The 22,510-nt window shown below is 73.4% G+C and carries 14 protein-coding genes; 6 read left to right on the top strand and 8 right to left on the bottom strand.

Features of this window, described 5'->3' with window-relative positions; all coding sequences use genetic code 11:
• The first annotated feature begins 309 nt into the window (after positions 1 to 309).
• Positions 310 to 1,596, top strand: coding sequence for an MFS transporter (locus ACGFQC_RS01080; RefSeq protein ID WP_363088409.1), 1,287 nt, complete (start codon positions 310 to 312; stop codon positions 1,594 to 1,596).
• Between the two features lie 78 nt (positions 1,597 to 1,674).
• Here ACGFQC_RS01080 and aroA read toward each other — a convergent pair whose 3' ends face one another.
• On the bottom strand, positions 1,675 to 2,916 hold the full coding sequence (aroA, locus tag ACGFQC_RS01075) for a 3-phosphoshikimate 1-carboxyvinyltransferase (protein WP_363088410.1): 1,242 nt from the start codon (positions 2,914 to 2,916) through the stop codon (positions 1,675 to 1,677).
• Positions 2,917 to 3,327: 411 nt separating this feature from the next.
• On the opposite strand from aroA, the gene ACGFQC_RS01070 reads away from it, so the two are divergent.
• Complete coding sequence (locus tag ACGFQC_RS01070; protein ID WP_363088411.1) at positions 3,328 to 5,160, top strand: glycoside hydrolase family 3 N-terminal domain-containing protein; 1,833 nt, start codon at positions 3,328 to 3,330, stop codon at positions 5,158 to 5,160.
• A 112-nt stretch (positions 5,161 to 5,272) separates the two neighbouring features.
• Here the strand turns inward: ACGFQC_RS01070 and ACGFQC_RS01065 are convergent, their stop codons facing one another.
• The 4 genes from ACGFQC_RS01065 to ACGFQC_RS01050 all read right to left on the bottom strand — a co-directional run bounded on the left by ACGFQC_RS01065 (position 5,273) and on the right by ACGFQC_RS01050 (position 12,146).
• On the bottom strand, positions 5,273 to 6,694 hold the full coding sequence (locus ACGFQC_RS01065) for a S28 family serine protease (protein ID WP_363088412.1): 1,422 nt from the start codon (positions 6,692 to 6,694) through the stop codon (positions 5,273 to 5,275).
• 160 nt (positions 6,695 to 6,854) lie between these two features.
• Positions 6,855 to 7,244 carry a hypothetical protein gene (locus tag ACGFQC_RS01060; protein ID WP_363088413.1) on the bottom strand — a complete coding sequence of 130 codons (390 nt, stop codon included), beginning with the start codon at positions 7,242 to 7,244 and terminating at the stop codon, positions 6,855 to 6,857.
• Positions 7,245 to 7,329: 85 nt separating this feature from the next.
• Positions 7,330 to 11,049: an ABC transporter ATP-binding protein gene (locus ACGFQC_RS01055; RefSeq protein ID WP_363088414.1), complete on the bottom strand. Its 3,720-nt coding sequence runs from the start codon at positions 11,047 to 11,049 to the stop codon at positions 7,330 to 7,332.
• 278 nt (positions 11,050 to 11,327) lie between these two features.
• Complete coding sequence (locus ACGFQC_RS01050) at positions 11,328 to 12,146, bottom strand: serine hydrolase (RefSeq protein ID WP_363088611.1); 819 nt, start codon at positions 12,144 to 12,146, stop codon at positions 11,328 to 11,330.
• Positions 12,147 to 12,365: 219 nt separating this feature from the next.
• Here ACGFQC_RS01050 and ACGFQC_RS01045 point away from each other — a divergent pair, with 219 nt between their 5' ends.
• The 3 genes from ACGFQC_RS01045 to ACGFQC_RS01035 all read left to right on the top strand — a co-directional run bounded on the left by ACGFQC_RS01045 (position 12,366) and on the right by ACGFQC_RS01035 (position 16,161).
• Positions 12,366 to 12,743, top strand: coding sequence for a hypothetical protein (locus ACGFQC_RS01045; RefSeq protein WP_363088415.1), 378 nt, complete (start codon positions 12,366 to 12,368; stop codon positions 12,741 to 12,743).
• A gap of 134 nt (positions 12,744 to 12,877) precedes the next feature.
• Positions 12,878 to 15,142 (top strand): glycosyltransferase family 39 protein, encoded by a 2,265-nt coding sequence (locus tag ACGFQC_RS01040; RefSeq protein ID WP_363088416.1) that lies wholly within the window; start codon positions 12,878 to 12,880, stop codon positions 15,140 to 15,142.
• Positions 15,143 to 15,357: 215 nt separating this feature from the next.
• Positions 15,358 to 16,161 carry an endonuclease gene (locus ACGFQC_RS01035; RefSeq protein ID WP_363088417.1) on the top strand — a complete coding sequence of 268 codons (804 nt, stop codon included), beginning with the start codon at positions 15,358 to 15,360 and terminating at the stop codon, positions 16,159 to 16,161.
• Positions 16,162 to 16,377: 216 nt separating this feature from the next.
• Here the strand turns inward: ACGFQC_RS01035 and ACGFQC_RS01030 are convergent, their stop codons facing one another.
• From ACGFQC_RS01030 to speB, 3 genes are all read right to left on the bottom strand, one after another.
• Positions 16,378 to 17,820: a hydrolase gene (locus ACGFQC_RS01030; RefSeq protein WP_363088418.1), complete on the bottom strand. Its 1,443-nt coding sequence runs from the start codon at positions 17,818 to 17,820 to the stop codon at positions 16,378 to 16,380.
• A gap of 175 nt (positions 17,821 to 17,995) precedes the next feature.
• On the bottom strand, positions 17,996 to 19,696 hold the full coding sequence (locus ACGFQC_RS01025) for a thiamine pyrophosphate-binding protein (RefSeq protein WP_363088419.1): 1,701 nt from the start codon (positions 19,694 to 19,696) through the stop codon (positions 17,996 to 17,998).
• Positions 19,693 to 20,661, bottom strand: coding sequence for an agmatinase (gene speB, locus ACGFQC_RS01020; RefSeq protein WP_363088420.1), 969 nt, complete (start codon positions 20,659 to 20,661; stop codon positions 19,693 to 19,695). Before speB ends, ACGFQC_RS01025 begins: the two co-directional genes overlap by 4 nt.
• A 229-nt stretch (positions 20,662 to 20,890) precedes the next feature.
• Between speB and ACGFQC_RS01015 the strand changes: the two genes are divergently transcribed.
• Positions 20,891 to 22,432, top strand: coding sequence for a helix-turn-helix domain-containing protein (locus ACGFQC_RS01015; protein WP_363088421.1), 1,542 nt, complete (start codon positions 20,891 to 20,893; stop codon positions 22,430 to 22,432).
• Positions 22,433 to 22,510 lie beyond the last annotated feature (78 nt).

Genomic DNA, 22,510 nt, shown 5'->3' with positions numbered 1-22,510 from the left:
CGCCCGGTCGGCGGGCCGGTACCGGAGGGGATCCTCCGCCCGGTCGGCGGGCCGGTACCGGAGGGGATCCTCCGCCCGGTCGGCGGGCCGGTACCGGAGGGGATCCTCCGCCCGGTCGGCGGGCCGGTACCGGAGGGGATCCTCCGCCCGGTCGGCGGGCCGGTACCGAAGGGGATCCTCCGCCCGGTCGGCGGGCCGGTAAACGACTGGCGGGCCTGCACGGGCCCGGGTTAGCCTCCGCGCCGTGTATCGACCCGTAATGCAGCCCGCGATGCAGCCCGTGGTGCGGTCCACCGCCCCCTCGGCGTCATGAGTCCCGGCCGGACCTTCCTCGACGTCCGTCCTCTGCGCACCTCCCCCGTCTTCCGGCGGCTGCTGATCGGGCGCACCGTCTCCACGCTCGGTGGCTTCATGACCATGGTCACCGTCATGTACCAGGTGTGGGACATGACCCACAGCTCGGTGTGGAGCGGTGCGGTCGGGCTGGCGCAGGCACTGCCGATGGTCGGCGTGGGGCTGTTCGCCGGTGCCTGGGTCGACCGCGCCGACCGGCGCCGCGTCTATCTGATCGCCACCGTCGGCCAGGCCCTCTGCTCGCTGCTGCTCGCCGTGCAGGGCTTCACCGGGCACGTGCCCGTGGTGCTGGTCCTGGCGCTGGTCGCGGCGCAGGCCTCGTTCGGAGCGGTCGGGGGTCCCGCGGCCGGCGTGTTCGTGCCGCGGCTGCTGCCCGGGGACCAGGTGGCCGCGGGGCTCGCGCTGAACCAGGCGACCGGGCAGTGCATGATGCTGCTCGGCCCGGCCGTCGCCGGTGTGGTGCTCGGCTGGTGGGGCATCGGCGTCTGCTACCTGCTGGACTCCCTCAGTTTCGGGCTGGCCTTCTACGGCGCGTTCGGTCTGCCGGCGCTGCCGCCCGAGGGCGGGAAGTCCCGGCCCGGACTGCACGGTGTGCTGGACGGGCTGCGGTTCCTGACCGGTCACCGGGTGGTGCGCGGCGCCCTGCTGACGGACCTGGCCGCGACCGTGCTGGCGATGCCGGTCAGCCTCTTCCCGCTGGTCAACGCGGAACGCTTCGGTGGCGACCCGCGCACACTGGGCCTGTTCCTGTCCGCGCTCGCCGTCGGCGGTGTCACCGCGACCGCCCTCTCCGGTCCGGTGACCCGGCTGGCGCGGCCGGGGCCGGTGATGCTGTGCTCCTCCGCCCTGTGGGGCGTGTCCCTCGCCCTGTTCGGCCTGACGACCAGCGCCCTGGCGGGGCTCGCGGTGCTGGTGGTGGCCGGCGCGGCGGACGCCGTGGCCGTCCTGTCCCGTACGACCATCGTCCAGACCCGTACGCCCGACGCGCTCCTGGGCCGGGTGACGGCGGCCGAGGCGGTCGTCGGGCAGGCGGGCCCGCATCTGGGCAACCTGCGCGGTGGCCTCGCCGCCGGTTGGTCCTCGGGCGCCACCGCCCTGGTCACGGGCGGCCTGATGTGCCTCCTGGCGGTGACGGCGGTGGCCGCCGCGACGCCGGAACTGCGGGGCGGGACGGGCACGAGGGACCCGCAGAACACGGAGGGCGCGGGGGTGGAGGGCGCGGGGGCGAGCGGCGCGGGGTGAGGTCGCGCGCGGGGGCGAGCGGCGCGGGGCCGGGCCACTGTGGACGGGCCGCGGTGGATCAGGTCGGCCGGGTGAACGTCACCCGACGATGTCCTTCCTCAACCGCGCGAACGCCTCGTGGAAACCGGGGAAAGTCTTGCGGACGCACTCCGGGTCGTCGAACGATATTCCGGGCGTGCGCAGGCCTGTCACCGCGAAGGACATGACGATGCGGTGGTCGCCGTGGGAGGTGATCTCGGCGCCCCCGGGCGCGGCGCCCGGGCGGATCTCGATCCAGTCGGGGCCCGTCGCCACGTCCACGCCCAGCCGGCGGAGGTTCTGCGCGCACGCCTCCAGGCGGTCGCACTCCTTCACACGCGTGTTGGCCACGTCCTCGATGCGGACCGGGCCGGAGGCGTAGGGGGCGATCGCGGCGAGGGTCGGCATGGTGTCGGAGACGTCCCGCATGTTCACGGTGAGGCCGCGGAGTTCGCCGGTGCCGCGCACGGTCGTCCGGTCCGCCTCGACCGTGACCCGCGCGCCCATCGCGCGCAGGACCTCCACGAAGCCCAGGTCGCCCTGGAGCGCGCCCGTGCCGAGACCCGGCACGGTCACCTCGGCGCCCGGGGTCACCGCGGCCGCCGCGAAGAAGTAGCTCGCCGTCGACGCGTCCGGCTCGATCGCGTACGTCGTCGCCCGGTAGCCGCCCGGCGGGACGACGTACGTGCGGCCCTCGCGGACCACCTCCACGCCGAACGCCCGCATCATCGCGAGCGTGATCTCCACGTACGGCGCCGAGACCAGGTCGGTGACCGTGACGCGCAGGCCGGTGCGGGTGAGCGGGCCGAGCAGCAGCAGCGCGGTCAGGTACTGGGAGGACTGGCCGGCGTCCAGGACGACGTCCCCGCCCTCCACCCCCGCCGCGGCGACGGTCAGCGGGTGATGGCCCTCCGCCTCCTCGTGCCGCAGGTCCACGCCCAGGTCGCGCAGGGCGCGGGTCAGCGGCAGCAGGGGCCTGCGGCGCATCTGGGGGGAGGCGTCGAAGCGGTAGGTGCCGTGGCCGGCGGCGGCAAGGGCGGGCAGGAAGCGGGCGGTGGTGGCGCCGTCGCGGCAGTACACGTCGGCTTCGCGGACCGCGGGGCCCTGCGGGCGGCCGTCGACCTGCCAGGCGTCCGGGGTGCGGCCGACGCGGTAGCCGAGCCGTACGAGGCCCTCGGCGAATCCCTCGGTGTCGTCCGACCGCAGGGGCCGCCGGAGGGTGGTGACCCCGTCGGCGGCCGCGGCGAGGAACAGGGCGCGGGCGGTGAGGGACTTGGAACCGGGAATGTCGACAAGGGCCATGCCCCGCATGATCCCGCCGGGGGTTGGTCGGAGGTGAGGGTGTCCAATTAGTGGACGAGGCGTCCATTCGGTGGGCGGGGTCGCCTTCGCGGGGGGGGGGCGCCTCCGCGGGGTGGGCGGGTGCGGGGTCGCTCCCGCGGGGTGGGCGGGTGAGGGCCGGGTGCGCGGCTCCCCGCGCCCCCGAGTGGGGTCGTGAGCGGGGTCTCGTCCGTCGCCCCCTCCGTTGCGCCGATGGCGGCCCCCGCACCGGTCCCGTGCGCGTTCCCTTGACTGGCGGAAACTTCCCGGTTACTGCTGGCGCGACGGAAGTTTCCTTCAGCGAATCACCGGACCAACGGACCAGCGGTCCAACGAGCCACGGGACCGCTGGACCGCTGGACCATCCCCGGATCGCCTCCGGAAGGAGCGCACGTGCCCTCCAGACGTACCGTCCCCTCCAGACGTACCGTCCTGGCCGCCGGTGCCGGCCTCACCACCGCCCTCGCCACCGCGCTCCCCCTCGGCGGCGCCGCGTACGCCGACACCGCGCACGCCCACACCGACCGCCGCCTGCGCTCGCTGCTCTCCCGCATGTCGCTGGAGGAGAAGGTCGGCCAGGTCTTCGTCACACGGGTGTACGGGCACTCGGCGACCGCCCCCGACCCGGCCGACGCCGACGCCAACCTCGCCGAGCTCGGTGTGCGCACCGCCGCCGAGCTGATCGCCCGTTACCGCGTGGGCGGGATCATCTACTTCACGTGGGCGCACAACACCCGCGACCCGCTCCGGATCGCGGACCTGTCCAACGGCATCCAGCGGGCGTCCCTCGGCCTGCCGCGCGGGCTGCCGGTGCTGATCTCCACGGACCAGGAGCACGGCGTCGTCGCGCGCGTGGGCAGGCCGGCCACCCTGTTCCCGGGCGCGATGGCGATCGGCGCCGGAGGGTCGCGGTCCGACGCCCGCACCCTGGGCCGCGTCGCGGGCGCCGAGCTGCGGGCGATGGGCGTCCGGCAGGACTACTCCCCCGTCGCCGACGTGAACGTGAACCCGGCCAACCCGGTCATCGGCGTCCGCTCGTTCGGCGCGGACCCGCAGGCGGTGGCGGAACTGGCGGCGGCGGAGATCCGCGGCTACCGGGCGGCCGGGGTGGCGGCGACCGCCAAGCACTTCCCCGGGCACGGCGACACCACCGTCGACAGCCACTACGGCTTCCCCGTCATCACGCACACGCGCGAGGTGTGGGAGGCGCTGGACGCGGTGCCGTTCCGGGCGGCGATCGCGGCCGGCGTCGACGCGGTCATGACCGCCCACATCCTGGTCCCGGCCCTGGACGACTCGGGCGACCCCGCGACCCTCTCCCGGCCCGTCGTGACCGGCCTGCTGCGCGAACACCTCGGCTACGACGGGGTCGTGGTCACCGACGCGCTCGACATGGCGGGCGTACGGACGAAGTACGGGGACGACCGGGTGCCGGTGCTCGCGCTGAAGGCGGGCGTCGACCAGCTCCTCAACCCGCCCAAGCTGGACGTCGCCTGGAACGCCGTGCTGCGGGCCGTGCGGGAGGGGGAGCTGACGGAGGCGCGGCTGGAGGAGTCGGTCCTGCGGATCCTGCGGCTGAAGGACCGCCTCGGCCTGCTCGCCGACCCGTACGTCAGCCGGGACCGGGTGGAGCGGACGGTGGGCACGAGGGCGCACCTCGCGACGGCCGACCGGATCGCCGGGCGGACGACGACCCTGCTGGTCAACGAGGGTCCGGTGCTGCCGCTGTCGCCGCGCACGCACCGGCGGCTGCTGGTGGTGGGCGCCGACCCGGCGTCCCCCTCGGGCACCACGGGTCCGCCCACCGGGGTCCTCGCCGCCGCCCTCACCGGACTGGGGTTCACGGCGACGGCGCTGTCCACGGGCACGGCCCCGTCCGCGGCGACGATCGCGCGGGCGGTGGCGGCGGCGGGCGACGCGGACGCGGTGGTGGTGGCGACCTACGACGTCACCGCGACGAGCCCGCAGAAGACGCTCGTCGAGCAACTCCTTTCCACCGGACGCCCGGTGATCGCGGTGGCGGTCCGCAATCCGTACGACGTGGCCCAGCTGCCTTCCGTGCAGGCGTACTTGGCGTCCTACTCGTGGACCGACGTCGAACTGCGGGCCGCCGCACGGGTGATCGCGGGAGCCCTGGAGCCGCGGGGCCGGCTGCCGGTGCCGGTGCGGCGCGCGGACGACCCGGCGCGCGTACTGTACCCGATCGGACACGGCCTCTCCTACTGACCGGGGCCTGACCGGGGCCGCGGCAGGACGACACGGCCCGCGGGACGAAACGGCGCGACGGCCGGCCGGCGGGGAAGCCGGCCGGCCGTCGCGTACGGGCCCGGCGGGAGGGTTACGGACGCAGCGCCGGCTCGCGCTCCACGTCCCGTACGTCCAGCTTGGCGTCGAACTTCGCCAGCGGCCTGGCCGCGGCGGCGTTCTCCCGGACGGCGGCCGGGGCGACGCCCGCCCAGTCCAGGATGCGGGCCGTGGCGAGGGCCTTCTCGTCGGCGACGAGGCCGGCCACGTTCGCGCCGTGGTTCATGCCGGGCGCGGTGAGGACGTAGGAGTCCTTCGCGCCCTTGCCGAGGCGGAACGGCTCGGCGCCCCACGGGTCGTTCTCGCCGTAGACGAACAGCATGTGGCGGGCGTTGTGCTTCACCCACGTGTCGACGTCGCGCATCGCCCACGGCTGGAACCTCATGGAGATCTCCCGGGGGACGAAGTTGCGCGGGGGCTGGTAGCCGTAGCGGACGTACTTCTTCTCGATGTGCGGGAAGCGGATGGTGGGCGCGCCGAGCTGGGTGCCCGCCTGGTAGTAGTACGGGGTGTACGGCGACAGGCCCTGGTCGGTGTAGAAGGAGAACCCGGAGATCGTGTCGATCGAGGTCCAGATCTCGTCGTCGGTGGCGTTCTTCGCGTCGGCGGGGATCGCGTCGCAGTCGGACAGCAGGCTGTACTGCCAGAAGCCCCAGACGTAGTCGAGGACGACGGCCTCGTAGGCGCGGTCCAGGCTGCCGACGGTGGTGAAGGTGTAGCCGTTCTCGGCGGCGTAGGCCTCGTACTTCTTCTCCAGCGCCTCGCGGCGCACCAGGGCCTCGCGCTGCACGGCGTTCAGGCGGTCGCGGCACTCCTTGGTGCCGACGGTCGCGAAGAAGCGGTCGTAGGCGGAGTCCTCGTCGTTCACCACGTCGTTGGGGGCGACGTACGCGACGACGCCGTCCATGTCACGCGGGTAGAAGCGCTCGTAGTAGGTGGCCGTCATGCCGCCCTTGGAGCCGCCCGTGGAGATCCAGTTCTGCGGGTAGACCGCCTTCAGCGCGCGGAAGATGCGGTGCTGGTCGCTCGCGGCCTGCCAGATGTCCAGCTTGGACCAGTCGGCGGGGTCGGGGCGGGAGGGGGTGAAGAAGCGGTACTCCATGGAGACCTGGTTGCCGTCCACGATCTGGGTGGGCTCGCGGCGGCTGGGGTTGGTGGAGACGCTGTAGCCGCCGGTGTAGAAGACCGTCGGGCGGCTGACGTCCTTGTGCAGCACGGTGATCCGCTGCTGGAACGTGCCCTTGGAGGGGTGCCGGTGGTCCACCGGCTGGGTGTAGTTCAGGACGAAGTAGCGGTAGCCGGGGTACGGCTTCTCCTGGACCAGGCTCATGCCCGGAACGGAGAGGAGCCGGTCTTTGATGTCCGCTTCCGGCTCGGCAGCGGTAGCTGCCCCGGCCGTGGTCAGCGTGCCGATGAGCACGGTGAACGCCAGCAGCCATCTGAGCGCCTTGCGCATGCGCGTGCACCCTCCCTGTGAGACAGATGTGCGCCGGAAACTATCGGAGCAACACCCGTCACACCAGAGGGGATTGGCAAGTGGAGCGCGTGTGGGGCACCTGTGGGGCAGATGTCGGCCGGGATGTGACGGCCCGAAGGCGCCGGTCAGCGCGTGCCGGTCAGCACAGGATCCAGCCGGAGGTGTACGTCCCGCTGCCCACCGAGCCCGACACCCGCACGCGGCGGTGCCCGGCGTAGACCTCAACCGGCGGCGAACTGCGGACGTGCTTGCGCGACTTGCGCACGGCCGCATGGCCGCGCGCCTGCACACTGACCGAGACCGCCCGCTTGGTGCCGGGGTGCTTCTGGACGGTCACGGCGCACACCCGGCCGCCGTTCTTGTAGACGAAGACGGAGCCGGTGGAGAACGGCAGCATCCGCACCTGGCGGCCCGTGCAGGCGGAGGGTGCGGCCTGGGCGCTGCCCGGCGCCGCCACCGCGAACAGGAGGGACGCGGTCAGCACGGCCAGCCCCGCCCCCAGCCGTCGGCGTATCGCACCACTGTCCACGGTCGTCGACCCCTCCCCCGTCCGCCGCACCCACGGCCGTACAGGTGTACGGACGCAGGGTGCGTGCCGGATGGTTGCGCGGCCGTCAGCGGGAGGCGCCGACCGGCTCCTCCGGTTCCGACTCGCCGACGAACGCCCGCCACAGCCCGGCGTACCGGCCGCCCCGCGCGAGCAGTTCCTCGTGGGTGCCGTCCTCGGCGACCCGGCCGTGGTCCATGACGACGACCCGGTCCGCGCGGGCCGCGGTGGTCAGGCGGTGGGCCACCACCAGGGTGGTACGGCGGCCCGCGACGCGGTCGGTGGCCTGGTTGACCTGGGCCTCCGTGGCCAGGTCCAGGGCGGCCGTCGCCTCGTCGAGGAGCAGGACGTCCGGGTCGACCAGCTCGGCGCGGGCCAGCGCGATCAGCTGCCGCTGCCCGGCGGAGAGGTTGCGGCCGCGCTCGGCGACCTCGTGGAGGTAGCCGCCGTCCAGGGTGGCGATCATCTCGTGCGCGCCGACCGCCCGCGCCGCCGCCTCCACCTCGGCGTCGGTGGCGTCGGGGCGGCCGTAGGCGATGGCGTCGCGGACGGTGCCGGGGAAGAGGTACGCCTCCTGCGGGACGACACCCAGCCGGTGGCGGTACGAGGTGAGGTCGAGGGTGCGCAGGTCCCTGCCGTCGACCAGCACCCGGCCGCTCGTGGGGTCGTAGAACCGGGCCACCAGCTTCACCAGGGTCGACTTGCCGGCTCCGGTCTCGCCGACGAACGCGACGGTCTGGCCGGCGGGGACGCTCAGCGCGATGCCGGTCAGGGCCTCCTCGTTGTCGCCGTAGGTGAAGTGCACGTCCTCGAAGGTGATCTCGCCGCGCAGCGAGTCGACGGCGAGGGGCTCCTCCGCGGTCTTCGTGGACGTGGGCTCCCGCAGGAGTTCCTGGATGCGGCCCAGCGAGACCGTGGCCTGCTGGTAGCCGTCGAAGACCTGGGAGAGCTGCTGGACGGGCGCGAAGAACAGGTCGATGTAGAGCAGGTACGCCACCAGCGCGCCGGTCGTCAGCGTCGCCGCGTCCACCCTGTGCGCGCCCACGACCAGGACGGCCGCGGCGGCGACCGAGGACAGCAGCTGGACGAAGGGGAAGTAGACCGAGATCAGCCACTGGCCGCGGATGCGGGCCAGGCGGTAGCCGTCGCTGCGCTCCGCGAACCGCGCCCCGCCGTCGCGCTCGCGCCGGAAGGCCTGCACGATCCGCAGTCCGGCGACCGACTCCTGGAGGTCGGCGTTGACCGCCGACACCCGCTCACGGGCGAGCTCGTACGCCTTCACGCTGGCCCGGCGGAAGAAGAAGGTGGCGAGGACCAGCGGCGGCAGGGTGGCGAAGACGACCAGGGCCAGCTGCACGTCGAGCACCAGCAGGGCCGCCATGATGCCGAAGAAGGTGACGACCGAGACGAAGGCGGTGACCAGGCCGGTCTGCAGGAACGTCGACAGCGCGTCGACGTCCGTCGTCATCCTCGTCATGATCCGGCCGGTCAGCTCGCGCTCGTAGTAGTCGAGGCCGAGCCGCTGGAGCTGGGCGAAGATCTTCAGGCGCAGGGCGTACAGGACGCGTTCGCCGGTGCGGCCGGTCATCCGGATCTCGGCGGTCTGCGCGACCCACTGGGCGAGCACGGCGAGCAGCGCGAGCAGGGAGGCGGCCCAGACGGCGCCCACGGCCATCCGGGTGACGCCGTCGTCGATGCCGTGCCGGATCATCACCGGCAGCAGCAGGCCCGTGCCGGCGTCCACGGCGACCAGGCCGAGGCTGATCAGCAGCGGCAGCCCGAAGCCCCGCAGGAGCCGGCGCAGGCCGTAGGAGTCCTCGGCGGCCACCGCGCGGGCCTCGTCGACGTCCGGGACGTCGGTCGCCGGGGGCAGCGCCTCCACCTGTGCCAGCAGCTCGGGCGTGGCGGGCGTACCGGCGAGCGCGGTGTCCTTGCGCTCGCGGTCGCCCGTCCACAGCCGTGGGGTGACCCCGCGCTCGGCGTCGAACTCGGCGTCCAGCTCGTCCTTCACGGACGTGTCCTCGCCGGGCTCGGCGGGGCGGGAGTGGCCGGGCGAGACCCCGCCCAGCTCGTCCGGGTCCGTGAGCAGGCGGCGGTAGAGGGCCGAGCGCTCCTGGAGCTCCTCGTGGGTGCCGAGGTCGGCGAGCCGGCCGCCGTCGAGGACGGCGATGCGGTCGGCGAGATTGAGGGTGGAGCGGCGGTGCGCGATGAGGAGGGTCGTACGGCCCTCCATGACCTGCTTGAGGGCCTCGTGGATCTCGTGCTCCACGCGCGCGTCCACCGCCGAGGTGGCGTCGTCGAGGACGAGCAGCCGCGGGTCGGTGAGGATCGCGCGGGCGAGCGCGACGCGCTGGCGCTGGCCGCCGGAGAGGGTGAGGCCGTGCTCGCCGACCTTGGTGTCGTAGCCCTCGGGCAGCTCGGCGATGAACCGGTCGGCCTGGGCGGCGCGGGCGGCGGCCTCGATCTCCTCGTCGGTGGCGTCGGGACGGCCGTAGGCGATGTTGCTGCGGACCGTGTCGGAGAACAGGAAGGAGTCCTCCGGCACCAGGCCGATCGCGGCCCGCAGCGAGTCCTGGGTCAGCTCGCGCACGTCGTGGCCGCCGACGAGGACGGCGCCGCGGGTGACGTCGTAGAAGCGGGGCAGCAGCAGGGAGACCGTGGACTTCCCGGAGCCGGAGGAGCCGACGACGGCGAGGGTCTCGCCGGCGCGGATCTCGAAGCTGAGCCCGTCCAGCACCGGGCGGGCGTCGTCGTACCCGAAGGACACGTCGTCGAACTCGACGGTCGCGGGCGCGTCGGCGGGCAGCGCCCTGGTGCCGTCCTTCATCGACGGCTCGGTGTCGATCAGCTCCAGGACGCGTTCGGTGCCCGCGCGGGCCTGCTGGGCGACGGTGAGGACCACGGCGAGCATGCGGACCGGGCCGACGAGCTGCGCCAGGTAGGTGGAGAAGGCGACGAAGGTGCCGAGGGTGATGTGCCCGTGCACGGCGAGCCAGCCGCCCACCGCGAGCATCGCGACCTGGCCGAGCGCGGGGACGGACTGCAGGGCCGGGGTGTACCGCGCGTTGAAGCGGACGGTGCGCAGCCGGCCGGCGTAGAGCCGGCGGCCGACCTCGCGCAGTTTGCCGGTCTCCTGCTCCTCCTGCCCGAAGCCCTTCACCACCCGGACGCCGGTGACGGCGCCGTCGACCACGCCCGCGACGGCGGCGGCCTGCGCCTGCGCGTACCAGGTGGCCGGGTGCAGCCGGGTGCGGCTGCGTCTGGCGATCACCCACAGGGCGGGGGCCACGGCCAGCGCGACCAGGGTGAGCGGCGGCGACAGCCAGGCCATGATCCCCAGGGAGATCAGGAACAGCAGGATGTTCCCGATGGTCATCGGGAGCATGAAGAGCAGGCCCTGGATGAGCTGGAGGTCGCTGGTCGCCCGCCCGACGACCTGCCCGGTGGACAGCTCGTCCTGCCGGCGGCCGTCGAGCCGGGTGATCGTCGCGTACATCTCGGTCCGCAGGTCGTGCTGGACGTCGAGGGCGAGCCGGCCGCCGTAGTAGCGGCGGACGTAGGTGAGGACGTAGACGATCACGGCCGCGCCGATCAGGGCGCCCGCCCAGGGCGCCATGTCGCGGCTGTGGTCGCCGATCACGTCGTCGATGATCACCTTGGTGATCAGCGGGACCAGCGCCATGACGGCCATGCCGCCGAGGGAGGAGCCGAGGGCGAGGACCACGTCCGCCGGATGGCGCCACGCATAGCTCGCCAGTCGCCGTGCCCATCCCCGTTGCGCAGCCACGCCGGTGCCTTCCGTCAGACCTGATCTTCCAGAAGGCACCAACGTGACGGGAAGCGGATTTCATCCCTCCATAACGATCCGCTCCGCGGGGCCGGGCGGTTCTCCGGCGGTTTTCCGGTGTTCCCCGGTGGTTCTCCGGCGGTTCTCCGGCGCGACGCCGGTGCGGCGGGGCGGACCGCCGCGGACGGCCGTACCGCTGCGGCAGGACTCGCCGGTGCGGCGGGGGCGGACGTCGGCGGCGACCGGAAGCGCGGCCGGGAACCCGGTGGGGAGGCCGCTCAGGACGCGGCGAGGTCCCGGTGGATGACCTTGGCCACGCCCTGGATGGTGGTGATGCCGTAGTTCATCGTGCTGTTGCCGTGGGTGAGGGCGGTGATGGTGTAGTCGTGGCCGCCGCCCTTGAAGGTGCCGACGCTGTGCACCCGCCAGCCGTGGGTCGCGCGCGACAGCCAGCCGTTCTTGACGTGCCAGCTGACCCCGGCGGGCCGCCCGTAGGGGGTGCCCCAGCGCTGCGAGGAGACGACCTGCGCCATCAGCTTGTTGACGTAGGCGCGCGAGGTGTCGGTGAGGACGGTGTTCCTGGCCGTGAGGAGCTTGAGCAGCTTCTGTTCGTCGGTGACGGTGATCTGGGTCAGGCCCCAGTAGTTGTTGGCGCCCGGCTTGGTCTGCGTCATCTTGGCGGCCGTGAGGAAGGCCCTGATCTTCGTCAGGCCGAGCTGCTTCCACAGGGTGGAGGTGGAGGCGTTGTCCGACTTGGTGATCATCGCCGTGGCGAGGGTCTTCTCACGGCTGGTCAGCGCCCTGCCGTGCTTCTGCGCGTCCCACAGCAGCGCGGACAGGACGGTGACCTTGACGACGCTGGCCGAGTCGAAGGCGGTGGAGGCGCGCAGGGTGCAGGTGGTGTTGGTGCTGCGGTCGTGGAGGCCGACGGCGACCGTGCCCTTGCGGGTGGCGAGCGCCGCGGTGATGTCCTTCTTCAGCTTGGCGGCGAGGCCCGCCTTGGCCGACGTGCAGCCGACCGTCGGGGTGGCGGCCGTGGCGGGTGCGGCGGCCACACCGGTGAGGAGGATGCCGGCGCCGAGGGTGGCGGCGACCAGTCCTCTTGTGCGTCCGGTCCGTCCGGTCCGTCCGGCCCGCCCGTGTACGGTCCTTTCGGGTCCGGCTTGTCCGGGTCTGGCTCGTCTGGGTATGCGGAGAGTCATGCCACGATGATTCGTACACATGACCGATAGTTGTACGTGTGTTCCAAGAACGGGATTCGTCGCGCATCCCGGCGGCGGGTAGGGGCGAAGCCCGGCCGTGGGTAGGCATGAGGCATGCCGACCGAGACACCGAACAGGCACTTCAGGGCAGGACAGTTGAGCGCCGCCCTGTGGGTGCTGCACCGCCTGGCCGTGCCCGGCGCCAAGGCTCCCGAAGAGAGTACGTTCCGCGGGAAGAAGGTGCCCGTCCGCCTCCTGGCCGATGCCCAGGCGTCACTGATGAAGCACCTCCTGCTCGCGAGGCGTCAGGGCGGAGACCGGTGGAAGGCGGTGGCCGAAGTGTTCCGCGACATCCCGGACCTCCTTCCGTCGCACCTGCCCGGCACCACGATGGAGCCGGGTGAGGAGAACGCCTTCGTCGCCGGGCGCGAGAAGCAGTTCGCCGTCTACAAGGAGAAGTTCGGAGCACTTCTGGGTGACGCGACCGGGTGACCGGCGTCCTGCGGGCGGCACTCCGGCCGGGTGCCGCCCGCCAGGCCCACTCCTCCGCCCGCTCCCCGCCCACTCACAGGTGGCGACCAGGCTGGGCACAGCCCCCGCTCATCGGCCCCCGGCACGGTGGACCGGTGACATCAGCCACCGATCTCCCCCACCCGACCGTGTCTTCCGACCGGCCGCCGTCCGCGGCGGACCCGGCGTCGAACCCGGCGCCCCCTCCGGACGAGGCGCCGCGCTGGTCGCTCCCCGCGCTGCTCGCGATCCTGGTGCTGGCGGCGGTGCTGTACTCCTGGAACCTCTCCGGCTCCGGGCTCAACAGCTTCTACAGCGCCGCCGTGCTGAGCGGCACCGAGAGCTGGAAGGCCTGGTTCTTCGGCTCGTTGGACGCGGGGAACTTCCTCACCGTCGACAAGCCGCCGTTCGCCCTGATGGTGATGGGCCTGTCCTGCCGCGTGTTCGGCTTCGGGACCTGGCAGATGATGCTGCCGATGATCCTGACCGCCCTCGGCACGATCTGGATCCTGCACGCGAGCGTGAAGCGGGTCTGGGGGCACGGCGCGGCGGCGGTCGCCGCGCTGGTCCTCGCGCTGACCCCGATCACCGTGGCCATCAACCGGGACAACAACCCCGACACCCTGCTGGTGTTCCTCATGGTGGGCGGCGCGGCGCTGGCCCTGCGGGCGGTGCGCGACGGCAGGCTGCTGCCGCTGCTCGGCTCGGCCGCCTGCTTCGGCCTCGCCTTCAACACCAAGATGCTCCAGGGTTACATCGCCCTGCCCGCCGTCTTCGCGGTCTACCTGTACGCGGCGAAGCCGAAGCTGGTGAGGCGGCTCGTCAACCTGGCCGCCGCGGCCGTGGCCCTCGCCGTCTCCAGCTTCTGGTGGGCGGCGGCCGTCTCCCTGGTCCCGGCCGACGAGCGGCCCTACATCGGCGGCTCGACCGACGGCACCGCCTGGGACCTGATCATGGGCTACAACGGCCTCGGCCGGGTCTTCGGCGGCGAGGGCAACGGCGGGGGCGGCGGCGGGGGCGGCGGCTTCTCCGGGACCGCCGGCATCGGCCGGATGTTCAACGACGTCCTCGGCGGCCAGATCTCCTGGCTGATCCCGTTCGCGGCGATCGCCGCGGTCGGCGGCGTCGTCCTGTGCGGGCGCGCCCCGCGCACCGACCCGACCCGTGCCGCGCTGGTGATGTGGGGCGGCTGGACCGCCCTGCACTACCTGACCTTCGCGCTCGCAGAGGGCACCATGCACCCCTACTACACCACCGCCCTCGCCCCGGGCATCGCGGCACTGTGCGGGGGCGGCGGCCTGATGCTGCTGCGCGCCTTCCGCGCCGAGAAGCGGTGGGCGTGGGTGCTGCCGCTCGCCCTCGTGATCACGGCCGTCTGGGCGATCGTGCTGCTGCGCCGGGCCTCCGGCTGGAACACCTGGCTGTGGCCGGCCATCGGCATCGTCATGGCACTGGCGGTCGTGGGGCTGTTCGTCTTCCGCCCGGGCCACCGCGCCCGCCTGCTGGCGGCCTCCGTGGCCGCGGCGGTCGTCGCCTCGCTGGCCGGTCCGGCGGCGTACGCCTGGTCGGTGCCGTCCGGTTCGGGCGGCGGGATGAGCGGCACGAATCCGACGGCCGGTCCCACGACCGGGAGCGGCGGCCTCGGCGGCGGCCGGGGCGCCTTCCCGGGCGCCGGCGGCGAGCAGGGCGAGCAGGCGGGCGGCCAGGCCGGTGGGCAGGCCGACGGGCAGGCGGGCGGCGGGGCCGGCGGCTTCCCCGGCGGCGAGCAGCCGGGCGGTACGCCTCCCGGCGGGACCGCGGCCGACGGCGGTACGGCACCGGGCGGCACCGCCCCGGAAGGCGGCACCGGTGCGGGCGACGGCCCCGGCGGCGGCGCCATGGGAGGCGGCTCGGGCGGCGGCATGGGCGGCGGTGCGAGCACCGAGCTGCTCTCCTACCTGAAGAAGAACCAGGACGGCGCGAAGTGGCTGCTGGCGGTCTCGAGTTCGCAGTCGGCCGCACAGCTCATCCTCAGCAGCGGTGAGCCGGTGATCTCGATGTGGGGCTGGTCCGGCTCCGACAACGCGATGACGCTGGCCCGCCTGAAGGAGCTGGTGAAGAACGGCGAGCTGCACTACATCCAGCTCGGCGGCGGCATGGGAGGCGGCGGCATGGGCGGCGGCTCCACGGCCAACTCCGAGGTGACGGATTGGGTGCAGAAGAACGGGACGGCGGTGAAGGAGAGCGACTACAGCTCGGCGGCCGCTTCCGGCTCCGGCACCTCCGGCACCTCCGACTCCGGCACCTCCGACTCATCCGGCACAGCCGACTCCGGCACCTCGGCCTCGTCGCGGAGCGACCAGTCGACGGTCTACCGACTGGACCCCTCGGACGTGAACTGACCGCACACCGGCAGCACATCGGCCCGCACATCGACAAGGAACGGCCCCTGACCTCCCGTCAGGGGCCGTTTCGCGCCATCGACTCGCGTGGACAAGGGGTAATTTGCCGGTCCCCGTCATCTGATCGACATGTCAGATTCATTGCCATGACCGCATGTGCATGTCACTCTCCCGATTGCCGCCTCCAATCAACCCGCGTAGATCGGACTCCCCACATGCTGGCGACACGCATACGCCGATGGAAATCGGTGGCCCTCGTCACCTCGGCCGTCCTGGTCGGCCTCACCGCACCCGCGCTCACCGCGACCCCCGCCGCGGCGACCACGACGGCGTACGACTCGACGTACTACAAGAACGCGGTCGGCAAGACGGGTACGAGTCTCAAGTCGGCCCTGCACACGATCATCACGCCCCAGACGAAGCTGTCGTACTCGGCCCTCTGGGAGGCGATGAAGGTCACCGACCAGGACCCGAACAACAGCAGCAACGTCAAGCTCCTCTACTCCGGCATCTCCCGGAGCAAGACGCTCAACGGCGGCAACAGCGGGAACTGGAACCGCGAGCACGTGTGGGCCCAGTCGCACGGCGACTTCGGCACCTCGGCGGGCCCCGGCACCGACCTGCACCACATCCGCCCCGAGGACGTGACGGTCAACGCCATCCGCGGCAACAAGGACTTCGACAACGGCGGCAGCAGCTTCACCAACTCCGGCGGCAGCCTCACCGACTCGAACTCCTTCGAGCCCCGTGACGCCGTCAAGGGCGACGTGGCCCGCATGATCCTGTACATGGCCGTCCGCTACGAGGGCGACGACGGCTGGCCCAACCTGGAGCCCAACGACCTCGTCACCAACGGCAGCGTGCCCTACCACGGCCGTCTCTCCGTCCTGAAGACGTGGAACGACGAGGACCCGCCGGACGCCTTCGAGGAGCGCCGCAACCAGGTCATCTACGACACCTACCAGCACAACCGCAACCCGTTCATCGACCACCCGGAGTGGGTCGAGGCGATCTGGTAGGCGAGCGGTCCCGCAACGTCGCGGCCGGCCGCGAGGGGTCTCCCCCGCGGCCGGCCGCTGTCGTCGAGCCCAGGGGGGCCGCCCACAGCGGCTGTCGCGACGTGCTGTTCCGCGTCCTTCGGTGCGGCCCGCCGCTCTGCTTCGTCCATGGGGACCGGAGCATGGTCGGTCAACGCCTCCGCATGACCGCTCAGGGCCTGTGGGCAGCGCTTCGGGTCACACCCTGAGCCTGACCGCTTCGATCCACGAGTCGTTGTCGTGGGTGCCGGCGTAGGTGAAGTCGTACCCGGCTCCGGGCTCGTCGCACGCCAGGTCGAGCCAGGCGTCGTCGTGGACGTGGGCGGACTGGCAGACGGTACCGCCGCCACCATCGACGTTGATGGTGAACCCCAGCATGTTCGGGGCGTCCTCCTCGGTGCCGCCGAGCTGGTTGTCGATGCCGTCGGCGGCATTCGACCACGGCTCGGGGAAGTGCCCCTCGCCGTTGGTCGACGCGGGGTCGTGGACGTAGGCGCCGCCGGATGTGCCCCCGGTTCCGGACACGGCGATGTTGACGGCCTTGAGCGGCGTCCCCGAGCCCGGTGTGCCCGCCGTCTCGCCGTCGCACACGGCGTCGGTCCAGCCCCGGCCCGCCACGTAGACCCGGTAGCAGATGTGCCGTCCGCCCGGATCCTTCGCGGCCAGTCTCTGGACGGCGGTCGCCGCGGTCTTCTCCGGCGCCGCGGTCTCCTCCTCGGAGCCACCACCCTCCGCCCCGGTTCCGGCTCCCTCTCCGGCTCCGCCGGCCTGCGGTGTCCCGGTCGCGGCCGGGGGTACCGCGACGCCGGCGGACGGGGCCTTCGGCGCCTCGGGGGTCGGTGAGGAAGGGGGCGGCAGCGTGCTGATGGCGTCTTGCTGGAGCCTTTCGGTGGCGGCGCTGCGGACCTGGGGCCTGTAGGCGATCCACAGCATCACTGCCGTGATCGCCAGCGCCATGAGGACGCTGAGGAAGACCGCCGGCCAGCGCGGCAGGAAGCCCCGCTGCACGAACGTGCCCTCAACGCCCAGCGGCGCCACACCCGACCGCTGTACCGCCAGGGTGTAGGGCCGGTGCTCCGCCGACCCGAACCAGATGATCCGCCGCGGCTTCAGCGTCGTCTCCACGAACGCCGCACGACCCGGCTCGATCTGCACGTTGCCCGGATGTATGTCGTACGACAGCTGATCACCGTTGTCGCTGCCGCTCACCGACGCCGTCAGCCTCGTGTTGCCCAAGTTGTCCACGGCCAGTCTCGGACGGCCGCGGAAACGGCCCTTCACCGTCGGCGGAACCAACTCCGCCCGCACTTCCGTGAACGGGGTGACGGTGAGGTTCCCCTCCGGAACCGTCGTCGCCTCCGGATGCTCCGTCGGCGTGATCCGCACCGCGTACGGATTCGGCCCCGCCGTCGCGTCCGGCGTGCGCGGCGGAGCGAACGTCAGGTCCACCGACCCCGTCGTCCCCGGATACAACCGCAGCGACTGCGGCTCCACGACGGTCCAGGGCGCGAGGGGGCCCACCGCCTCGAAGCGGTACTCGTCCACCACGTCACCGGTGTTGCGCACACGCAGCCGCACCGTCGTGCTACCGCCCGGGTCCACGGTCACGGAGGCGGGCTCGAGGGAAGTCCAGAGGCTCACTCCGGGACGTTAAACGCGGCAACGGCGCCGGGTCAGGAAGCCACGGGGCACGATGAGTGCCCGAAGAGGCGGGACCGGCTGCCCCCGCTCTCGGAAACGGCCCGGGCCGAACCGTCGCCGCGGCGGCGAGCGGGAGACGGCCGCGGGGGTCCGTCCCCGCGGCCGGCCGCTGTCGTCAGCCCAGGTGGGTGGGGGCGAACATCCGCAACCGCGCCGGCAGTACCACCACCGACGGGCCGGGGGACGCCAGCGCCTTCGCCAGGTCGGCCTCCAGGGCCTGCGGGGACGTCCGCACGCCCGGGACGCCGAAGGACTCGGCCAGCGCCGCGAAGTCCGGGCCGGTCAGCTCCGTCGCCGTGGTCCCGCCTGCCGTGGTCCCGCCGAAGGACTCGGCCATGTACTCGCGCAGGACGCCGTAGCCGCCGTCGTCGACGACGAGCCAGGTGACGTTCAGGTCGTGCTGCCTCGCCGTGGCCAGTTCCGCGATCGAGTAGAGGGCGCCGCCGTCGCCGGACACGGCGAGGACCGGGCGGGTGGGGTCGGCGACCGCCGCGCCGAGGGCCGCCGGGAAGGCGTAGCCGAGGCCGCCCGCGCCCTGGGCGGAGTGCATGCGGTTCGGACCCTTCGGGTCGAAGGCCGACCACGCCCAGTACGCCAGGATCGTCATGTCCCAGAAGGACGGGGAGCCGGCGGGGAGCGCCGTGCGGACGGACGCCAGCACCTGCTGCTCCAGGGTCAGCTCCTGGGAGGCGAGGCGTTCCGCCACGCGGGACAGGAGCGTGCGGACGCGCTCGGGCGCCGTGGGGTCGGTGCGTTCGGGGACGGTCTCCAGCAGGGCCTGGATCGCGAGGCGGGCGTCCGCGTGGATGCCGAGGGCCGGGTGGTTGGACTCCAGTTTGCCGAGGTCGGCCTCGATCTGGATCACGCGGCCGCGCGGGGCGAACGTGTGGTGGTTCGAGGAGAGTTCGCCGAGGCCCGAGCCGATCACCAGCAGGACGTCGGCGTCCTCCAGGAAGTCGGTGGTGTGGCGGTCCTCCAGCCAGGACCGCAGGGAGAGGGGGTGCGTCCAGGGGAAGGCGCCCTTGCCGCCGAAGGTGGTGACCACGGGGGCGTCGAGCCGTTCGGCGAGCTTGCGCAGCTTGCCCGAGGCGTCCGCGCGGACGACCCCGCCGCCCGCGACGATCACCGGGCGGGCGGCCTTCGCCAGCAGGTCGGCGGCGACCGCGGTCAGTTCGGGGCGCGGTGGCAGTTCCTCGGGGAAGGCGTCGCCGGCCGTGACCACGGGGAGCGCGGTCTCCGCCGCCAGCACGTCCTGCGGGATCTCCACCCAGACGGGTCCGTGCGGGGCGGTCAGGGCCGACTTCCAGGCCGCCTCCAGCGCGGAGGGGATCTGGGACTGGGCGCGGACCGTGTGGACCGACTTCACCACGCCCCGGAACGAGGCCGCCTGATCGGGCAGTTCGTGCAGGTGGCCGTGACGTCCGCCGCCCAGGCCGGCCGTGGGGACCTGGCTGCCGATCGCCAGGACGGGCGCCGAGGCCGCCGCCGCCTCCTGGAGCGCGGCCAGGGAGGTCAGCGCGCCCGGCCCCGTGGACAGCAGCAGGGGAGCCGCCTCACCGGTGACACGGCCGTACGCGTCCGCCGCGAAGCCCGCGTTGTTCTCCACCCGCAGGCCGACGTAGCGCAGGTCGGAGCGGCGCAGCGCGTCGAACACGGCGAGCGCGTGCTGACCGGGCAGTCCGAAGACGGTGGTCGCGCCGAGACCGGCCAGGGTCTCCACGACGAGGTCCCCGCCGGTGCGGCCGGGAGGGGGGTTCAGTGCCGCCTCCGTCTGTGCGGCGGTCGGGCGGAGCACCAGGTCGTGGTCGTGGGTCACTTCGCGCGGGCCTCCGCAATCTGACGGGACATGATCGTGGTCAGCTCGTACGCCGTGTGGGACGCGGCCACCGAGGTGATCTCGGCGTGATCGTACGCGGGCGCCACCTCGACGACGTCCGCCGAGACCAGGTTGCAGGAGGCCAGTCCGCGCAGGATCTCCAGCAGCTCGCGGGAGGTCATGCCGCCGGCCTCGGGGGTGCCGGTGCCGGGCGCGTGCGCCGGGTCGAGGCAGTCGATGTCGATGGAGATGTACAGCGGGCGGTCGCCGACGCGCTGGCGGAGCTGGTCGGCGACCTCGTCGGCGCCGCGCCGGTAGACGTCCGCCGAGGTGACGATGCCGAAGCCCATCTTCTCGTCGTCGGTGAGGTCCTGCTTGCCGTAGAGCGGGCCGCGGGTGCCGACGTGGGAGAGGGCGGAGGTGTCGAGGAGGCCCTCCTCGACGGCGCGGCGGAACGGGGTGCCGTGCGTGTACTCGGCGCCGAAGTAGGTGTCCCAGGTGTCGAGGTGGGCGTCGAAGTGGAGCAGGGCGACCGGGCCGTGCCTCTTCGCGACCGAGCGGAGCAGCGGCAGGGCGATGGTGTGGTCGCCGCCGAGGGTCATCAGGCGGGCGCCGGTGCCCAGCAGGTCGTCGGCGGCCGCCTCGATCGTCTCGACGGCCTCGTTGATGTCGAACGGGTTCACGGCGATGTCGCCGCCGTCGGCGACCTGTGCGAGGGCGAAGGGGGAGGCGTCCTGCGCCGGGTTGTAGGGGCGCAGCAGCCGGGACGCCTCGCGGATCGCGTTGCCGCCGAAGCGGGCGCCGGGCCGGTAGGAGACGCCGGAGTCGAACGGCACGCCGACCACGGCGACGTCGGCGCGGCCGACCTCGTCGAGGCGGGGCAGCCGGGCGAAGGTCGCGGGGCCGGCGTAGCGCGGCACCCGCGAGGAGTCGACCGGGCCGCGGGGCGTCTCGCTGCTGCTCATCTACTGCCTTCTTTCCTGCTCTTCGTCGCGTATGTACCGCTCTGTCCTGCCGCGTACGACTCTACCGGCGAGCCGGAAGGCGTTCGGACACGAGTTCGGGCACGAGTTCGGGCACGAGTGGGGATGCCGGGCCGGGGAGCCGGCCGGGACGACCCTAGACGGCCGGAAGGCGCCGGCGAAGTGTACGTTTCCTCCACTGAAGCCGTTCCCCATGGAGGAAACGCACACCATGCCGGAGCCCGCGGCGGTACCCGTGCCGCCGACACCCCCCGTGCCCCTCGCCGCCCTGCTGGCCCGCGAGGACCTCGCCCTGCGCCGGATCGCCGGGCCCCTCGAGCCGGATCCCGTCGTCCACGGGGCGCACGCCTCGGAGATGGCCGACCCGTACCCGTACCTGCTGGGCGGCGAGCTGCTGCTGACGGCCGGGGCGCACCTCCCCGAGGCGGCGGCAGGCCGGGAGACCTCCGGCCTGGACGCCTACTGCGACGACTACGTCGCGCGGATCGTGGCCGCCGGCGGGGCGGCCCTCGGGTTCGGCCTGGCGCCGGTGCACGACAGCGTGCCGCGCGCCCTGGCCGCCGCCTGCGAGACCCGCGGGCTTCCCCTGCTGGAGGTCCCGCCGCGGACCACCTTCTCCGGCGTGGCCCGCGCGGTCTGGCAGCTCATGGCGCAGGCCCGGCACGCGGAGCTGCGCCGGGTCACCGAGGCCCAGCAGAGCCTCGCCGCCGCCGCGTCCCGGCCGGACCCGGTGCCGGCGGTGCTGCGGCAGCTGGCCCGGCGGACCGGAGGCCGGGCGGTGCTGTACGGCCCGGAGGGCACGGAGATCGCGGCGGCGGGCCGGGAGCCGGGGAGCGGGACGGGCCCGGCGCTGGCACGGCTGGCGCGGGTCGTGCGGCCCCCCGGCCCGCCGCCGACGGACACGGTCACGGCTGCGGCGGGCCCCGTACCGGCCTCCACCCCCACCCCCACCCCCACCTCCGCCACCGACACCACCGGCGGCACCCGTCTCGCCGCCTACGCCCTCGGGTCCGGCCGGGGTTTCGTGCTCGGGACCGCCGCTCCGCACCGGGGGACCGGTGACCACACCATCGCCTCGGTCGCCGCCGTCCTGCTCTCGCTGCTCACCGGTGAGCAGCGGAGCGGCTCGGAGGCGGCCCGTTCCTCGGCCCTCGTACGGCTGCTGCTCGGAGCCGCCCCGGAGTCCGTGGCCCCGCTCCTCGGCGGGGACCGGTGGCAGGTCGTGCACGGCCGGCCCGAGGGTCGGGCGCCGGACGCCGTGGCCGCCGCCGCGCTGGGCGCCGCGCTCGGGTCGCCGCTGGTCGACCTCGGGGAGGACGTCGTACGGGTGCTGGTGCCGGGTGAGCGGGAGCCGCTCGCGCAGCCGGGATGGACGCTGGGGGTCGGCGCCGCCGCGGCCCCCGCCGACTGGCCGGCCGCCGACGTCCGGGCGGCCCGCGCCCTGGCGCGCGCCCGCGCCGTCCGCGCGCCCCTGGTCCGGCACGGCGCGCGCCCCGCGCTCGCCGACCTGGTGCCGCCCGACGAGGCCGAGGCGCACGCCCGCGCGCTGCTCGCCCCGCTCGACGACACCCTCGCGGCCACCCTGCGCGCCTGGCTGTCACTGCACGGCGGCTGGGACCGCACGGCGGTGGCGCTGGGCGTGCACCGCAACACCGTGCGGCAGCGCATCGCGCGCTGCGCGGCCCTGCTGGGGACGGACCTGGACGACCCGGACGTACGGATGGAACTGTGGTTCGCCCTGCGGCAGAGGTGAGTTCACCGGCGCGGGTGAAGCGACGGCCGGGGTGAGTGACCCGCGTCCCAGCGGCCGGGAGACCACGGACTCCCACCG

It is taken from the genome of Streptomyces sp. NPDC048734 (assembly GCF_043198675.1).
Lineage (GTDB): Bacteria > Actinomycetota > Actinomycetes > Streptomycetales > Streptomycetaceae > Streptomyces.
Note: the sequence above shows the minus strand (reverse complement) of the source record. Positions and strands in the feature narration are given on the sequence as shown.